We start from the raw sequence: 16,652 nt of genomic DNA, 5'->3' as shown, positions 1-16,652 counted from the left end.
GGTTTTATTGTTTCTTGTTACAAAACCATTGTCTTTAGTAAATAAAAGGGCAACAAGGAAGATAATCTTTTGCTTGCCTAAAGGTAAACTTTTAAATGGGTAAGCTGCCGTATTTACAGTCTTTTTTATTTTTTCAATGGTGCTGTGAAATAGAATTCACAGCTAATATGAAATGAATTCAAAGGGAAGCCCTGTTAAAATTTCAGGTTGCTGCCAGAATTTCATAATAACCAACCCCGGGGCATGGTTAAACGCCGGGCTATTAGGCCTAATACACAATTGATGTACTACCTGTGGAAGAAGTGCTTTAAAGCAGGAGATGCTTGCTATTACGCGTAACGAGAAAGGCGACATCATGCCGCCTCAATGGCAACCATAAATATTGCACCAGAAGATACTCAGACTAAATTTAAAGTCGTCTCATCGCGAAAGGGAGTGAAAACAGGCCGCCAATCATTACTATACCAATCAATAAATACATCACTGAATAGAAATTATGCGTAAAGCTTAATATTACCCCTATTAGAACCGGTGAAAGGGCGCCAAAGCCAACAGCCATGCCGTTTAAAGCCCCGGCAGCAGAAGATATTGCAGCGCCAGGCACCATTCCTTGTAACAAGGTAAATACACAAGGAAGCTGCATAGATGAGGCACCTATACCGAATGATATTATTATTGCCGCCAGATAATTATTAGTAATATTTACTCCAGCCAAAATGCCGCCTGCACACAACAGAGCTGAGATAAGCATAATGACACCTTTTTTACCGGTTCGATCAACGGCAATCCCCGATATGACTTTAAAGAGCAGACCAAATATAAAGGGTAAGGATGACATCCAGCCAACGCCCGACCATGAAAAGCCGCGTTCAGAATTTAGATAGGTTGGAAGCCAGGTGACGATACCCCATGAAAGCATGGAGTTTGATGAAAAAATCGCCAGCAGCATCCAGAAATCATAATTGCAGAGATAAATTTTAGAGCGCGACAGAATGGAGGTCTTTTCATTCGTTCTGGTTGTTGACATCTCACCTGGTATACTGGCCTCAATAATATTAAGCTCCTGTTTATTAATGTATTTATTTTCACGCGGCGAATTGGAGGTAAAAAAATAGATGAACGCGAGGGGGAGGAGGCTAAGAACGAAAGAGAAATAAAATGTGTGTCGCCATGAGTATTCGGCGATTATCCATGTAAAAACAGGCATAGCAACGGCAGGTGAGAGTGACTGTCCCAAAATCCACGCGGTATTAGCTCTACCTCGTTCTTCTGGAGGGAACCAGTTTTTGATAAAGGTATTTTGCATTGGATAGTAAAGACCTTCTCCTATACCTAACAGAATCCGCGTTCCTAAAAGAATGCCAAAAACACTTGATAGCCCACCTAAAAGAAGAGATATGCTTATCACGGCATAGGCCATAATCATCGCTTTACGGGGGCCAATGAGGTCTCCTAATGGGCTTAGGATAACATTCGAAACACCATAGGTAATCAAAAACAAACTCATCAACAAACCAATGTAAACCGGTTTACCTATCAATCCCATCTCCTGCAAGAAATCAGTATTTGCAGCGATAATAGAAATATTCACTCGGTCTAAATATATAATGGAAAGTCCTATAAAAAGAATCGCTAAAACGTAAAATCTTTGCCGGGTTGGTTTCTGCACAACTTCCTGTATAAATACAGTCTGTGAGGTATTGTCATCACGAGCTATAGCGGCTTGAATCTGTACAACAGGAATGATAGGTATAAGGTGGTATACCGTAAAATACCTTTTAAACATCTCATTCATGCCATTGAGGTATAGCCATGGAACTGCGTCAATTTCGTTACTTCACGGCCGTGGCTAAACTGGGCAGCATCAGCCACGCCGCAAACGAACTTCACATTGCTCAACCTGCACTAACGCGTCAGATCCAAAAACTTGAAGAGGAGTTAGGCGTATTATTGCTAGAACGAACGGGGCGTGGCGTTAAGCTTACCGATGCAGGGGCTCAGTTTTTAACGGACGCAGAAAGATTACTTAATGATGCAGCCACAGCCAAAGATCGAGCAGTCAGAGCCTCGAGAGGGGAGTGCGGTGCGATCTCTCTTGCACTACCTGTTATTCAGAATGCAGCCCCATCAATAACCAGTCTTTTAAAACGATTCAAAAAAGAAGCTCCCCACGTTGGGATAACACTCCATCATTTAATTTCTGAAGTTCAACTTGCCAGGATTGCAGAAGGTCAGCTGGATGCAGGTTTTTTATTATTCAGGCCTCAAAGCGATCCTTTATTTGAGGGACTTCCCGTTTATAAAGAAAAGATGTTGTTGGCTTATCCGGCTGAGTGGGAATGGCCAAATGATAAAAAACCGCAATACCTGAGGGATTTGCAGGATTTAGATTTTATCTGGATCCCCAGAACTGCAGCGCCGGCGTGGCATGATCGACTTATACATTGTTTTTTCGACGCAGGCTTCACACCGCGGTCGGTCATGCAGGGTGTAGATGCAGTTTCCATGTTAACGTTAGTTTCAGCTGGAATGGGATGTACCATTGTAGCTGAGGGAACACGGCATCTGGCTCCGCCTAATGTAACATTTACAACGTTGGATGATTTGAATCTGGAGCAGGAGTGGGAGTTAGTCTGGCGCAAGGATAGATGCTCTGAAGTTTTGAACAAGCTGATAAAACTCATCTGACGCTTTCGTGAAGAAAGCAGCCAGTGAAAAGATAAACAACTCATTTCATTGACGCGAGAGAGAGGAGAGATAAATGGGAGAGATGAGACGGTGACCGTCAGTTGAAGGTACATATTACCACATTTAACATAATATACATTATGCGCACTAAAGGATTATAAGTTCAATTCTACGGTATTTGTGTGGCTGATTGCTGTGGCCGGCTTCGGCACACACATCTCATCTTTGACTCAGCTGCGTTGGTCTGTTGCACGGGACTCTATGATTGTTGCTACAACCGCCTCTTAGCGACGTTTTCCTTTTTATCACCGGCATTATCTTTTTGACGTATCCAGCCGACGTTCAAACCGTTTCGGCAACGCTCTACTCAGTCACTCAGTCTCAGCGCCACACAGACATAAAAAAGCCGCAAGCGGTTTCCCACTTACGGCGCCGTTATTAGCGATGAGATACTCTGGCGATCAGGCTGCTTTCACAGCCCTGATTTTCTTACTGCCGGCCACATCAGACTCTGCGGTCTCATCTGGCGTTGCGCTTGCGGCATCATTTGATTCAGGGAGCTTACTGGTACGCAGAATATGCTGCACGGCCTCTTTCTGCTCGGCGAGATACAGACCCAGATTTTCAGCCTGTGTTTCATCCATCTGCATATCGCTTTGCAGCAGCCAGTCGGTGAACGCATCTGCCATATCAAGCAGTTTGTCGTAAGCGTCCGCCTCTTTCTTACTGGCAAATGTCATTTTCTCTTCACCTTTTCTTACGACTACAAATTTTGTTTCAACAGCCATTTCATGCCTCCTACTGTATTTATATACAGTATAACAGTTCCGGAATGGTGTTGCAGCCGGAATGTTGTTTATTTGTACTCCCCAGGCCAACCCCGCTGGCGCGCTATGCGCCTTCGGCTTCTGGTGTCCCCTGGTGAAACCTTAGCTGCCATTGCCCATCATCACCGCATATCCAGCATGATGTGCGAAGAGCGCGTCTGCTGCCATCGGGGCTGAAGGTTCGGTAATGCAATAAAGCGACATTCTCTTTTAAGGAGATCAGCTGGAAATCGCTACTTTGAATCAGCGTGGTGGCGTCTTCATGCGTCAGCGCTTCAATGGTTTCCGTGCGGCTAACCCATACACCGGAACGTGTAATCTCCCTGAACTCATGATGAAGGATCTTTTCCAGCCATTCGCCATCCTTTCGCCGGACGTTATGAAGTGAACATTCAAGCTCTATTAATTGTTCAAGAAGTGTCACTGCGGCCTACCTCGCAGACGGATTAATTCCTGGGCCTATTCAACCACATAAGAGGCTGCACTGCTACGCACGGCGGCCACGCGCCCAGTAAGCCAAAAAGCTGATCGTCTCTTTCGACACGTTGCGTTCACCAATAAGGTAACGTCGCAGATGTTTAACCGTCGTGGATTCTGCTGCTACCCAACCGTGGAAGCGGTTATCACTTTCGGCGCGATCCCACAGTAACTCGCCCTCTTCTTCTTCTTGCACTTCCTGGTAGCGGGTCAGCGCATAGTCAGGCAACATCACATGCTGTTTTACCGCCTGGAGTAGCGCCTCGCCGTAGCTGGCTCCGGTCAGTTCACGCGCTAACCAGTGCACTTCTGCAAAAGGCCAGGCGCTGAGATCGCTACAATCGCCCTGCTTCGGCACTTCAATAAATAGCTGAATCTGAGGCGGCGTATCGCGATGGGCCAGCTGTTCCAGAATACCCTTCACTGCGGGCAACGCCGTTTCGTCCGCAATAATCAGTCCCCGTTCGGCCTCTGGATGGGGATTCCACTCATACCCACCGCTATCTTCTGGATAATCACGGTTTGGCGCCACCATCTGCAGCGCATCGCCCGGCTGTGCGCCCATCGCCCAGGCAGATGCCGGGCCATCAGTCCCGTGCATGACAAACTCTACCTCCGCTTCCCCGGCCTCAACATCGACGCGACGCAGCGTATAAGTGCGCAGTACAGGACGATGCTCTTCAGGCAGTGCCTTCGTCTGTTCCCACCAGGAACCGTCGGACGTTAACGCCGCCGGGGTGCCATTCAGCGACGGGAAAAGTAGCTTAATACGCTGATCCGGCGCATCGATTTTCATATGACGCACCTCGTCACCCCTAAACACGCAGCGCAGCATCGAGGGGGAAAGCCTCTCTTTTCGCGCCAGCACAACGTTGAATAAGCGATAACTTTGAACAGCCGACATAACACCGCCTTACAGCCATAACGAACAGTTAGAGAGACCGATAGTAGCAAACGGAAATGATAATGAGAATGCTTATTACCGCCCCGAAACGGGTGAGGAAATTCAGGATCGAAAGACTATCCTTTAGGGAGGCATGACAAAAAAAGGCGTTCCTCTATGACGGATAAAGCTCAGAAGCTCGATGCTGGCGCATGGTTATCCCTGCCAGATCTTAAAAACGGCAATTTCGACGGTACGATGTTTGGTACCCAGGTTTCTGTCCTGCGCTATACCCAGGAAGCGTATGGCGCCGGGCCATCACTGCACGTCCACACCTACCCGGAAATCTTCGTCATCCTTAGCGGAACGGCGCTGTTTAAAATCGGCGAAGAGGTTATTGAAGCGCAAAGCGGCGACGTACTCTTCGGCCCGGCCAACGTGCCGCATAAGTTTAAGAATACCGGTTCCGGCCCCCTTGAGACTCTGGATATTCATCTAAGTGAAAAGTGGACTCAGGAAGATTTGCCGGATGACGATCCCGACTGGTAGGTCTGTTGGCCTGCCGAAGCAGGCCCTGCGGCTTACTGTAAGGCGTCAAGAATGCGGTACGCGGCCCGAATACGCACAGGATTCGGGTAGTTTTTATTCGCCAGCATCACGATACCGATCTCCTTTTCCGGGATAAAGGCGATATAGCTACCAAATCCACCGGTAGCGCCAGTTTTGTGCACCCAGGAGGCGCTCACGGGCGGTGTCGGCGGCGTGATTTTCTCCACACTCTGCGGCGACAGCGCGTAGGTATTGGCGCTGCCCTCCTCCAGCGTGCGTTCGCTCACCGGCCAGTCAAGCATCTCCCAGCCCAGCCCCTGATACATCTCGCCTGCTTGCCAGTAGCGTGACTGGGCTCGCGTCACGCCTTGTTTAAGCGACTGCACTTTTATTCCAGTGGGCTGCATATTGGCCTGTAGCCATGCCGCCATATCGACAATGGTGGTTTTCACGCCGTAAGCCTCGGCATCCAGCATGCCCGGCGACACATGAACAGGTTTTCCGTCGCGATAGCCCCAGGCGTAGTGCTGTTTTTCACTCGGTGGAACCTGAAGCCAGGTATGATTTAACTGCAGGGGTTTAAGTACCCGGTCACCCAGCGCCTTCTCAAAACTCAAACGTGACGGTGTCACGGAAAGTGCACCGAAAAGGCCAATACTGCTGTTAGCATAGAGGCGTTTCGTACCCGGAGCCCACTGCGGTTGCCATTGCTGGTAAAAGCCTGCAAGCGATGTCCGATCGGTGACGTCGTCCGGCACCTGCAGGGGTAAGCCCCCTGCGGTATAGGTGGCCAGATGCAGCAGCGTGATCCCTTCCCACTGTTTGCCCGACAGTGCGGACCAATGCCGGCTGGCGGGATCGTCCAGGGCTACCTCTCCCCGCGCCACCGCCTCGCCGCCCAGCACGCCGGTAAAGGTTTTGCTTACCGAACCCAGTTCAAACAGGGTTTGCCGATCGACCTCTTTATTACCCGCGACATCGGCCAGCCCCCAGGTGAAATAGTAAGGTTTTCCCTGATAAATCACCGCAACGGCCATACCCGGTATCGCCTCTTCTTTCATCAGCGCGGTGATGACCGGCGTGACCACGTCGGCAATATTTGTGGGGCTGGTAGTGGCTGCCAGAGAGGAGCCAGACAGTAAAACCAACAGAGAACAGAGGGCGATTTTCTTCATTGCGGTTATCTTCTTTAAGGGCGATCGCTTCATCATCGCGTTAAGTAAAATGGCTTCTGAATAAACAGAAATAGCATGGCAGAGAGAGGAATTATCATATTCTGCCCCGCGCATTATAAGCCTAAAATCAGGTACTTTCGTGCCACCAGCCCGGTAATGCTTCATACCTGAACAGAGTCTCTGCGGGTAGAGAGAATATGAAGTTAACGTGCAGGTTTATCCCCTACCAGGGATAATTTAGTGTTTATCCCCTGCAAGGGATAATCCATTTACCAGACGTTGATGCAGGCGCAGCACCCCGGCGGTAATGGTATGAGCCACCCTGCTGGAGAAACCAGCCGGAAGCGCATCGTTTACGCGACGCAGCGCATCAGGAACTTGTTGGGCGAAGGTTTGCATGATCCTCTCCATCTCGCTTTGTGAAAACCCAACTTCTTTTGCCAGCGCAAAAAAATGACGCGGATAAATACGATCGATAGCGTTCTTTCGCCCTCTGGAAGCCTTGAGCCCCATCGCCAGCTTCAGGTCGCTGATGTGCAGACCCGCCCCGCCGAGCAGCGGATAAGCTGAAAGAATGTCGTAAAACGGGGTTAGACGGTAACTGCCGCCAGGCTGGATGAACACCGAGAAGTTTTTGGCGTGCCCGTCCGTCGCGGCCAGAAGCCACTGTAAGAGCTGGAACTGCATAAAGCGATAGCGATCCTGCAGGGCTTCACTCGATCCCAGCAAAAACGACATAATCGGCAAAATACCGGGCCCGCCGTCGGATTCATACTTCACCGAAGAAGGTAAACCAAAGGCCTGACACATATCCTCCTGCGGCAATCGCAGCAACATAGTGCGATCGGCGTTCCAGCGGCGGTCAAAACGTTTCACGGCCAGCGCCCGAATCTGCCCGGCGGTAATAATGGTGGCGTCAGGAACCGCCAGCCCCAGCGCCCTGGCAAAGGCCAGACAGAAATATTCGTTATCCACGCTGTCGCGAAGATCCAGGGTGGCATTGGGCTGTCTGATCTCCCCGATGGGCAGCTTAATAATATGGTTGGTGGGGGTTATCCCCTTCGGAATGCACCACGCGTCGTTAATCTGTAACAGCGCCGTCTTTTCCTGGGCGCCCGCCACCGAAATACGAAAATCGTTCTCGTCTTTAATCATGCCAAGCGGAATATCGGCCTGATAAGCAGAGAGCACCTTTTCGAGCCGGAGTTCATCTAGTGTCTCCCAGCGCATAATCGGGGCAGAGATGATCGCATCCGGGGGCAGCAGGGTCACAGCACCGACGCTGTCGCGGCCCACTTCCGCCAGCAGATCGAAGGGCTGTTTTGAGCGCGCCTGATAACGTTTAACAATGCGATCCCGCACGACAGCGCTATCCGGCAACAGGTTGTCAAAGAAATTGAAGACCGCATCAGAGGTGAGCGTGCCGGTCTGCAAGGGGAGCGACAGCGAGATGGGCCTGGCGTGGCGGTTATAGAGCCACTCACGATCATATTTAAAGGTATGCGCGCCGTTAGGGAACTTTGTTAGCTCACCAACTCGCTCATTGTTCATCCATGTCACGAGCTTAGGCATTACCACTCTACATCCTGCTGCTGAATAGAGGTGCTATCCTCGACCGTTTCACCCTTCTCATATAGCACCATCGTTAACTCCAGCGCCTGTAATAGCTTGAAGAAAGTGGTCAGGGTGATGTTGTCGGGGTTGTTTTCAAAATTCGACACCGTAGCTTGCTTGATACCAATCTTTCGGGCCAGCTCACTCTGGGTCCAGTTATTCTTCTGACGCGTTAATTTCAGGTAATTTGCCAGCTGCACGGGGCTGTAGATCATGGGTGGTTTCATATCACTCTCAGGGTGGCGGTGAATATCCCCTACAAGGGATATAGACAGGTTTATCCCTTATCGGGGATAAAGTCAAGCCACTGCTGGCCCGGAGGGGGCCAGCGGAAGGTGAAAGCAAATAAGATGACGAGTTAAAACAGAACGGAGTAGTTCAGGCCGAAGGTTCTGCCACGCCCTTTATAAGTATAGAGGCCAGCATCGCCGTAGGTCGGGCTATAGAGACCCGGCGCGCGCTGCCCCCACGTGGTGGTGTAATCTTTATCAAGCAGGTTTTCGACGCTGAAGCTCAGCTTACCCAGCGGAAGTTCGTAGCTGCCCAGTAAATCGACGGTGTTATAGCCGTTGATCTTTTTACCGGCTTCGTCCGACACGTCAAACGTCTGTGTGCTCTGTACGCGCAGGCTTAAGGGACCCGGCGCCCAGGTAAGCCACGCGCTCACTTTCGACGGGCTGGCGCTATCGACGGTCAGCTTCTGCCACTGCCCATCCACCCGCGTTTCTGATTTGATGGCGTTGAAATTGGTACCGGTACTCCATGCGCTGTCCGGGAAGAAGTAGTCAACCTGCCCTTCAATGCCATAGATCCGGCGCTTGTCGTCCTCAATATTAATGGTCATATCCGTCTTATTAATATTGATCGTTTTGTCAGAGAGCGAGTAATAGGCCGCAATCTGCGTCCGCAGGTTATCGCCGTTATAACGCCATCCCAGTTCATAGGCGTTAACTTTAATACCATCGAGTCTGGAGTCGTTGACGTTCACGCTATCGATCAGACGATAGTGACCGTCCACCAGCTGATAACGGCCAGAGCCGTAGTACTTCGCCAGATCGGGAATTTCGAATCCCTGAGAGAAGTTGAACCACACCTGTTGGCGTTCCGTCACACGCCCCAGAATACCGGCGTTAAACAGCAGGTTGTTATAGCTGGTCTCTCCTCCAGGTACGGCATCGGCAGAGAGGGCATCCCCCCGGGCAATGGCCTGCTGTTGGTTATACCCCACAAAGTCATCGACTTTGTTTTTAGTGTACTGATAGCGCACGCCGCCGCTGAGCGTAATGGCGCGAATGTCGTAGCTGGATTGCAGGAACGGCGCCAGGTTGGTAATGCTGTAGCTCGGATAACGCCCCACCCGGTACGCATTCTGCAGATCCATCCCCCCACTCTGCGCGGCCTTCGTCAGGTCGAAGAACTGCTGATTGGCATCAAAGGTCTCATGGTCTGCGTCTACCCCATACGTCAGGGTCAGGTCGTCAACAGGCTGACTGTTGAGCGTCAATTTGCCGCCCCAGTAATCGGTATTCTGCTGAGAGGCGCCAATGCTCCCCACGCTGCCGCCCGCAAGCGTCGGGAAAGGATAAAAGGTCAGTTTTTCGTCACGGTAGTAGATCTGCGCAACCAGATCCTGGCCCAGAAAATCGGTATTGGAGTACTGGAGGTTGATCAAATGCCGCTCGGTGCCTGGCAGACGATCGGCGTCGAGGTTGCCCGAGTTATAGGCTTTACCTTGCCCGGTAACGGCAGAGAAGTTCTCACCAAGATAGAGACCGTGTTTACCGTCCGACTCACTTTTGTAGTACTGAGTCGTGAGCTGAATCTGCTGATGGTCGTCAATATCCAGCGTACCGGTGCCCATCACGTCAAGACGGTCTGAATACTGCAGCCCCGTCTGGGTGTTATCAATAATGACTTCGTCACCGTGGCCATCGTACCAGCCACCATAGCGCTGATACGCCACAGAGAGTCGACCGGAAGCGCGGTCTGTGCCACCGCTTACCGCGGCCGCCACGTTTTCATCATGATCGTTATGGCTGTTAAATCCGCTTTTTATCCCCGTCTGCAGTTCAACTTCTCTCTCCGACTGCCCTTTTTTCGTGACAATGTTAATCAGGCCGCCGGTACTTCCGCCGCCGTACAGCGCTGTGGCCCCCGAGATAACCTCAATACGTGAGACATTAAATGGATCGATCGCGTCAAGCTGTCGGCTGTCGCTGCGCGAAGAGTTAAGCCGAACCCCGTCCACCATCACCATCATGGAACGACCACGCATATTCATGCCGTAATTCGTTCGCCCCTGGCTACTGACATCCATACCGGGAATTAGCTGGGCAAGAACCTCTTTCAGCTCTTTCCCCCCCTGTACCTGCTGCTCAATCTCAGACTGTTCAATTACCCAGGTGGTTTGTGCCATTTCCGCGACGCTACGGTGTGAACGGCTGGCCGAGACAACGAGCTCGTCCTCTTCGGCGGCTGCCGACCAGGCTGGGGTGGATAAAAGTGCAAGCAGGCAAGGATTAAGAGCCCATAAAAAGTGACGCTGCATGGGTGTAACGTTTCCTGTAGGTGGAGGTTAAACGTAACGCAGGCCGTACGATGAAGCTTTATCGTGCAAAAACAGGGGGTAAGAATCGTATTCAGCCTGCGGGCTTTGTTCGTAACGATTCTCGTTATGATATTTATTTCTGTTACATAAACAATGCGGAATGTAATAATTCATTAACAGGAAGGCAGTAAGTCTTTCTTTAACGGCTTGATTATTTGGAACAACATCCTCTCCCTACCTTTTTTTGCCCATTCATTAAACAGGGTTAATCTCTGGCTGGAGAGGTTAATGACGATTTAAGGGTATCGATAAAGGTGGTCACTCGCAGCGGAAGGAAACGTGTAGTGGGCAGTACCGCCCAGATGGAAAGGGACTGTGGACGCACATCCGCCAGAACGATCTCGACCAGCGTGCCGTCGTTGAGCTCCTTTAATACATCCCAGCGGGTCAACTGTACCAATCCCAACCCCTGCACGCAGAGTTCGCGCACCCCTTCTACGTTATCGGAGCTGAAACGCCCTTCTACGGCGGCGCTGATGATCTCGCCATCACGCTCAAATACCCATTGCGGCACGCTGGTCAGACGTAGGCAGTTATGTTCCGCCAGGTCGGCCAGGGTTTGGGGATGACCGAAGGCGTGCAGATACGCCGGCGAGGCGCAGACAATGCGGGGGTTATCACAAATCTTACGTGCAATCAGGTTCGAGTCTTTCAGCGGAGCAATTCGGATCGCCACATCAATACCCCTACCGACAATATCCACCACGTCTTCGCCGAGCTGCAGATCAATATTGAGCTTCGGATTCGCCGCTAGCAACCCGGGCACCAGCGGCAATATATTACGCCGACCAAAGCCGGTAGGCGCCGTGATCCGTAACAGTCCGGAAGCCCCCTGTGTGGTGGGAGAAAAGAGCGCTTTCGCCCCCGCTTCGGCATCCACCAGCGCCCGGGCATAGGGCAAAAACTCCATCCCTTCCTGGGTTAACGACACCGAGCGGGTTGTGCGCTGCAGCAGCCGGGTGCCCAGCTCCTGTTCCAGAGAGGCCAGCCTGCGTGAGACGGCCATCGGCGTGACATCCAGCCGCTTCGCAGCCTGCGTCAGGCTACGGGTTTCGGTGATCGCCAGAAACAGCGAGACATCCTGAAGATTCATAGCAACTCCGTCATGGCGATTATAACGATAAATGATATACAGCCTTATCATTTTGCCCGGTTTATAGCGTATTCGTCAGTGATTATAGTGCTTAAAAGAGTTAAAACTGACAGGACTTCTATGAACAGCTCCCCCCTTCTTATCCCTGGCCGCATTGGGCATGTCGCGCTAAAAAACCGCCTTGTGGTGGCCCCCATGACCCGCGTCACCGCGACCGTCGATGGTCATGCTACGGAAAGGATGAAGGCATATTACCAGGATTTTGCGCGCGGCGGCTTTGGGCTGGTGATCTCCGAGGGGATCTATATCGATCGGGCATGGTCACAAACCTATGCCTTCCAGGCGGGGCTAACCAGCCCGCAGCAGGCGGCCGCCTGGCGTAGCGTCACCGACGCCGTGCACCGTCAGCAGGGTAAAATCTTCGCGCAGATCCAGCATGCGGGCGCCCTCTCACAGGGAAACCACTATCTGAGCGGTACCGTGGCCCCGTCGGCTATTCGCCCGGTGGGTCAACAGATGGCCTTCTACCGGGGGGAAGGTGAATACCCTGTTCCACGCGCACTCAATGAAGCCGAGATCGGCGCCATTATCGACAGCTTCTCAGATGCCGCCAGCTACGCCGTGAACGTTGCCGGATTTGATGGCGTGGAGATCCACGGCGCTAACGGGTATCTTCTCGATCAGTTCTTCACCGACTATACCAATACGCGTAACGACCGCTGGGGTGGCGATATCGCCAGCCGGTTGCGCCTGAGCCTGGACGTGATCGCGTCGGTACGTGCTCGTGTAGGCGCAGATGTGGTTGTCGGCATACGTCTCTCTCAGGGCAAGGTTAATGACTTTTTCCATAAATGGGCTAATGGCGAAGAGGATGCGCGCACCGTGTTTACGTTGTTGGCGCAATCGGGCATTGATTACCTGCATCTCACCGAGCACGAAGCCTGGCAGCCAGCCTTCCCGGACAACCCGCTCTCGCTGGTGGAACTGGCGCGTAAATACGCCCCACAGTTGACGCTAATGGCGAACGGCAGTTTGCATGATAAGGCGCGAGCGGAAGAAGTCATGGGAATGGGGGCTGATTTTATCTCCCTGGGCCGGGGTGCCCTGGCCAATCATGACTGGCCAAACCGTATTGCCGCGGGGACGACACCGCGTGATTTTGATAACGCGATTCTTTCACCCATTGCGGATATTAAAGAGAGCGAGCTGGTGGTCTGATAACACCCCGCGCAGCCCGGATTCTGTTCGGGCTCAGATCTTCAGTTCGGGTACCAGCGCATCTTTGCGCTTCATGCACGCAGTCCAGGCATTGCCCGGCGTCCCGTTATCCATCACCGGTGATGAACGGGAATCCACCGTACGCGGCGGCAATCCATCCCCCATATCATAATCCACGGTCGTTGCTGTGCTGTCGGCCGTTTGCCCCTCGGTGGAGAGCTCCATCGTGTGTGCTTTCACCTCTTCCGAGCAGACGCGGGCCGCCTCTTTGATTTGCTGATACTTCTGCTCCTGCGGGGTCAGTGGGCTGCTGGAGCAGCCACCCAACAGCAGGCAAGCGAGCGACACAATACGTATTGTCTTGATCATCATGCACTCCAGTAACCCAGTCATTACTCTCTGAATAATAGGCCATGGCGTGCCGATACGCCTGAAAGGCCCAAAACTCACCAAACTTCAGGGTTGATTCGCGCATTGCCTGGCGCCTGTGTCCGGTAGGATCACCGTACTGTAAGCCATAGATAAGACTGGAAAATGAGTGACCTGAGCACCGATTTTTTACAGCAGCTGGATTCTCTGCCGCCAGAAGCCGTTCCGGAAGTGAATTTCTTTACCGCAGGCGGTTCGGGATATCTGGAGAACCCCACCTCGGATCTGCTGGCATTGTTTATGGGGGAAAACGCGGGGGTGCCGCCCTGGTTGTTAAACGCATTGCTACATTGCCTGAACATCGGCAACGAGGGCGACGCGCTGGATACCACGTCCCTTGAGGTCAGCCGGGAGGTCATAACAGAAGACGGCAAGTTTCTCGATCTGCTGATCTATCATCAGGATTTTATTATCGGCATTGAGCATAAAACCTTTTCCGCCATTAATAACCCTTTTGCAAGCTACCAGCAGTTGCTTGAAAGCTGTGTGGACAATGGGCAGCCAATCTACACCTGCATTGTGAAGCCAGACGCTAACCGCTGCCCGCCACAGGCAGGCTGGCCATTTATCAACTACTCCACGCTGGTAGACGCGGCCCGAAACCGTCTGGGACAAGACCAGGCGCGCCTCCCTTTCAGCAAGTGGCATGTTTTCTACACCGAATTTTTAAACCATCTTTATGCGCTAAGTGGAAAGGAACCTGAGCAGATCATGAATAACGACAAGCAGACCTTCGTGACGGAAAACTTTCAGCAGTTACTGAAAGCCAACGCGCTATTAGCGGAGTTTGAGGCGGCAATGATTGAAACCGCTAAGCTGACGATGGCAGAGATCTTCCCCGATAAGAATTGTCGCCACCGGGTGAATAACTGGGAGGGCGATTACAAGGCGATTCATCTCTATCCGGAAGGCTGGGGAAATGAAACCAGCTGGGTGACGCTGGTCTACTATCCGGCGAAAAATGGCCAGACCATGAAGTTCTACGTCAACGGAATAGTGAACGTGGCGGATTGTCCGGAGCTGGCCACCCTGCATCAGGCGATCGAGGAAAACAAGCATTCGGGGCTGTTCCTCCCCGCCGCCAACAAAGACGATGCAGAGATCCTGCTGTCGCGCAGCGGCAAAGAGTTAACGATCTCCTTCGGCACGCCGAACGGTACGCTGGAGGAAGGCCGACAGCTATTGAAAGAGATGGCGCTGTTTATTGAGGGCGTGCTAACAGAGAACGCGTTTGTCGTTGAACTGCCGCGCTAACCTTTTCCAGTAGAGTCAACGCAAAGCAGAAGTGACACCTTTTTGCCATTCAAAATGTCATGCATTAAATCGGGTTGCTGACAGAGTTAATTACAGTGTCCAGAGCGAGCTTCGCGTAAAGCCTGTATAGCGTTTGCTATACATCAGTGCTAAGCTGTGTATATCATTTGCTATACAAAGGAGGGAGTATGAAATCTGATGTTCAGCTTAATATCCGGGCAAAAGAAGCGCAGCGAGCCCTGATTGATGCTGCCGCTGAGATTCTCCATAAATCACGCACCGATTTTATCCTGGAGATGGCCTGCCAGGCAGCTGAGAACGTCATCCTTGACCGCCGGATGTTTAATCTTAACGATGAACAATATGCCGAATTTATCGAGATGCTGGATGCCCCGGTGACTGCTAATCCGGCGATGGATAAACTCCTGGCGAGAAAACCGCAGTGGGAAAAGTAACGGCTCCAGTACCATTGAATTCGTCACATATTCTCGCTGAATTTCACTGTGGTGAAGCTGCACTGGACGAATGGATTAAGCACCGGGGATTAAAAAATCAATCCATGGGACCCGCAAGGACATTTGTGGTATGCCGGGGCAACGCGTCTCAGGTGATTGGGTTCTACTCTCTCGCGACCGGTAGCGTCACCCATGCTGTTGCACCGGGAAGCCTGCGCAGGAATATGCCCGATCCGGTCCCCGTCATCATTCTGGCCCGGCTTGCCGTTGACGCGAGTTTTCACAGCAAAGGACTCGGCGCTGATTTACTCCATGACGCCGTCTTACGCTGCTGCCGGGTGGCTGAGAACATTGGCGTACGGGCCATTATGGTTCATGCTATTTCTGACCGCGCCAGGCAGTTTTACATCCATCACGGGTTCACCCCTTCACAAACGCAGGAGAGAACCTTATTCCTGCGTTTGCCAATAATGACTTGAGCAATAAGGCTGTGAGCCTGGCTGACATTTGCCGGCCCCGCTTTTTTTGCTCTTCTCCGCGACTGATTAAGCACCCACAACGGTTATCCCTTTTGCGCGTATCGCCTTCACCCACGCGGCGTCGGTATCCGGCTCGACCACCACAGTGTTGACCAGGGAGAGCGGACCGATCTGAAACGGCGAGGCGCTGTTAATCTTCTCTGGCGACGCCATCACCACCGTTTCGGCTGCTCTGCCGGAAAATGCACGTTTGATACACGCTTCTTCGTAATCACCGGTTGTTAGCCCCGCCTCGGGGTGGATACCGGTAACCCCCATAAAGAAGAGATCCGCCTGAATACGTTCGATACCCTCGACGGTGGCCGCGCCGACGGTGACAATCGAGTGTTTAAATAGCCGACCGCCAATCAGGATCACCTCAATCAGCGGATGTTCAACCAGCGCCAGTGCAATGCCAGGGCTGTGCGTCACCACGGTGATCGCCAGATCGTCCGGCAGACAGCGCACCAGTTCACCGGTGGTCGTCCCGCCATCAATGATTACCACCTGCCCGGCTGAAATCAGCGATGCCCCCTGCTGCGCCACCCGCTTTTTCGCATCGGTGCGCAACGTTTTTCGTTCAGCAAAATTGGCCACCGCGCCCGAAGCCGGCAACGCGCCGCCATGAACGCGTTGCAAGCGCCCTTCTGCCGCCAGTTCGCGCAGATCCCGGCGGATGGTGTCCTCAGAGACCGCGAATTCAAGGCTTAACGCGCCCGATAATACCTGCCCTTCGGCGTTGAGTTTCTCAAGGATGCGTTGTTTACGTTGACTGGTGAGCATCGGGTTATTCCTGAAGTTGCACGCTTTAACTTGATCTTGCACGAATGTGCTGCTTATGATGGTCAGACTACCGAGGGAGAG

Annotated in this window: 17 protein-coding genes; 6 read left to right on the top strand and 11 right to left on the bottom strand. The window is 52.2% G+C overall.

The window, feature by feature from the left end; all coding sequences use genetic code 11:
- Window positions 1-409 precede the first annotated feature (409 nt).
- The gene (locus WFN75_RS06610) at window positions 410-1,669 is read right to left on the bottom strand and encodes an MFS transporter (RefSeq protein WP_336995858.1); all 1,260 of its coding nucleotides are present in this window, start codon (window positions 1,667-1,669) and stop codon (window positions 410-412) included.
- A gap of 143 nt (window positions 1,670-1,812) precedes the next feature.
- Between WFN75_RS06610 and WFN75_RS06605 the strand changes: the two genes are divergently transcribed.
- Complete coding sequence (locus WFN75_RS06605; protein ID WP_336995857.1) at window positions 1,813-2,688, top strand: LysR substrate-binding domain-containing protein; 876 nt, start codon at window positions 1,813-1,815, stop codon at window positions 2,686-2,688.
- Window positions 2,689-3,149: 461 nt separating this feature from the next.
- On the opposite strand, the gene WFN75_RS06600 is transcribed toward WFN75_RS06605, so the two are convergent.
- The 3 genes from WFN75_RS06600 to WFN75_RS06590 form a co-directional block, all read right to left on the bottom strand.
- On the bottom strand, window positions 3,150-3,476 hold the full coding sequence (locus WFN75_RS06600) for a YebG family protein (RefSeq protein ID WP_040075693.1): 327 nt from the start codon (window positions 3,474-3,476) through the stop codon (window positions 3,150-3,152).
- A 103-nt stretch (window positions 3,477-3,579) separates the two neighbouring features.
- On the bottom strand, window positions 3,580-3,939 hold the full coding sequence (locus WFN75_RS06595; protein ID WP_336995856.1) for a nuclear transport factor 2 family protein: 360 nt from the start codon (window positions 3,937-3,939) through the stop codon (window positions 3,580-3,582).
- 63 nt (window positions 3,940-4,002) lie between these two features.
- On the bottom strand, window positions 4,003-4,896 hold the full coding sequence (locus WFN75_RS06590; protein ID WP_336995855.1) for a siderophore-interacting protein: 894 nt from the start codon (window positions 4,894-4,896) through the stop codon (window positions 4,003-4,005).
- 156 nt (window positions 4,897-5,052) lie between these two features.
- Between WFN75_RS06590 and WFN75_RS06585 the strand changes: the two genes are divergently transcribed.
- Entirely contained in the window at window positions 5,053-5,424 is a 372-nt protein-coding gene (locus tag WFN75_RS06585) for a cupin domain-containing protein (RefSeq protein WP_336995854.1), read from the top strand.
- 32 nt (window positions 5,425-5,456) lie between these two features.
- On the opposite strand, the gene ampC is transcribed toward WFN75_RS06585, so the two are convergent.
- The 5 genes from ampC to WFN75_RS06560 all read right to left on the bottom strand — a co-directional run bounded on the left by ampC (window position 5,457) and on the right by WFN75_RS06560 (window position 11,914).
- Window positions 5,457-6,599, bottom strand: coding sequence for a class C beta-lactamase (gene ampC, locus WFN75_RS06580; RefSeq protein ID WP_336995853.1), 1,143 nt, complete (start codon window positions 6,597-6,599; stop codon window positions 5,457-5,459).
- A gap of 237 nt (window positions 6,600-6,836) precedes the next feature.
- Window positions 6,837-8,171, bottom strand: a complete 1,335-nt coding sequence (locus tag WFN75_RS06575) for a type II toxin-antitoxin system HipA family toxin (RefSeq protein ID WP_336995852.1) — start codon at window positions 8,169-8,171, stop codon at window positions 6,837-6,839.
- Window positions 8,171-8,440, bottom strand: a complete 270-nt coding sequence (gene hipB / locus WFN75_RS06570) for a type II toxin-antitoxin system antitoxin HipB (RefSeq protein ID WP_233802433.1) — start codon at window positions 8,438-8,440, stop codon at window positions 8,171-8,173. Before hipB ends, WFN75_RS06575 begins: the two co-directional genes overlap by 1 nt.
- A gap of 131 nt (window positions 8,441-8,571) precedes the next feature.
- Window positions 8,572-10,761: a TonB-dependent siderophore receptor gene (locus tag WFN75_RS06565; RefSeq protein ID WP_336995851.1), complete on the bottom strand. Its 2,190-nt coding sequence runs from the start codon at window positions 10,759-10,761 to the stop codon at window positions 8,572-8,574.
- A 265-nt stretch (window positions 10,762-11,026) separates the two neighbouring features.
- Complete coding sequence (locus tag WFN75_RS06560) at window positions 11,027-11,914, bottom strand: LysR family transcriptional regulator (protein ID WP_040075701.1); 888 nt, start codon at window positions 11,912-11,914, stop codon at window positions 11,027-11,029.
- 120 nt (window positions 11,915-12,034) lie between these two features.
- Between WFN75_RS06560 and WFN75_RS06555 the strand changes: the two genes are divergently transcribed.
- Complete coding sequence (locus WFN75_RS06555; protein ID WP_046885643.1) at window positions 12,035-13,132, top strand: oxidoreductase; 1,098 nt, start codon at window positions 12,035-12,037, stop codon at window positions 13,130-13,132.
- Between the two features lie 33 nt (window positions 13,133-13,165).
- Here the strand turns inward: WFN75_RS06555 and WFN75_RS06550 are convergent, their stop codons facing one another.
- Window positions 13,166-13,504, bottom strand: coding sequence for a hypothetical protein (locus WFN75_RS06550; protein WP_207291741.1), 339 nt, complete (start codon window positions 13,502-13,504; stop codon window positions 13,166-13,168).
- A gap of 162 nt (window positions 13,505-13,666) precedes the next feature.
- On the opposite strand from WFN75_RS06550, the gene WFN75_RS06545 reads away from it, so the two are divergent.
- The 3 genes from WFN75_RS06545 to WFN75_RS06535 all read left to right on the top strand — a co-directional run bounded on the left by WFN75_RS06545 (window position 13,667) and on the right by WFN75_RS06535 (window position 15,749).
- Window positions 13,667-14,815, top strand: a complete 1,149-nt coding sequence (locus tag WFN75_RS06545; protein WP_336995850.1) for a PD-(D/E)XK nuclease family protein — start codon at window positions 13,667-13,669, stop codon at window positions 14,813-14,815.
- A gap of 188 nt (window positions 14,816-15,003) precedes the next feature.
- Entirely contained in the window at window positions 15,004-15,270 is a 267-nt protein-coding gene (locus tag WFN75_RS06540; protein WP_040075705.1) for a type II toxin-antitoxin system TacA family antitoxin, read from the top strand.
- Window positions 15,258-15,749, top strand: a complete 492-nt coding sequence (locus WFN75_RS06535; RefSeq protein ID WP_336995849.1) for a GNAT family N-acetyltransferase — start codon at window positions 15,258-15,260, stop codon at window positions 15,747-15,749. The genes WFN75_RS06540 and WFN75_RS06535 overlap by 13 nt, the downstream gene beginning before the upstream one ends.
- A 66-nt stretch (window positions 15,750-15,815) precedes the next feature.
- Here the strand turns inward: WFN75_RS06535 and WFN75_RS06530 are convergent, their stop codons facing one another.
- Window positions 15,816-16,571: a DeoR/GlpR family DNA-binding transcription regulator gene (locus tag WFN75_RS06530; RefSeq protein ID WP_207291745.1), complete on the bottom strand. Its 756-nt coding sequence runs from the start codon at window positions 16,569-16,571 to the stop codon at window positions 15,816-15,818.
- Window positions 16,572-16,652 lie beyond the last annotated feature (81 nt).

This window comes from Leclercia sp. UBA7405 (assembly GCF_037152215.1).
Lineage (GTDB): Bacteria > Pseudomonadota > Gammaproteobacteria > Enterobacterales > Enterobacteriaceae > Enterobacter > Enterobacter pneumoniae.
This window is presented reverse-complemented; position numbering and strand designations above follow the sequence as displayed.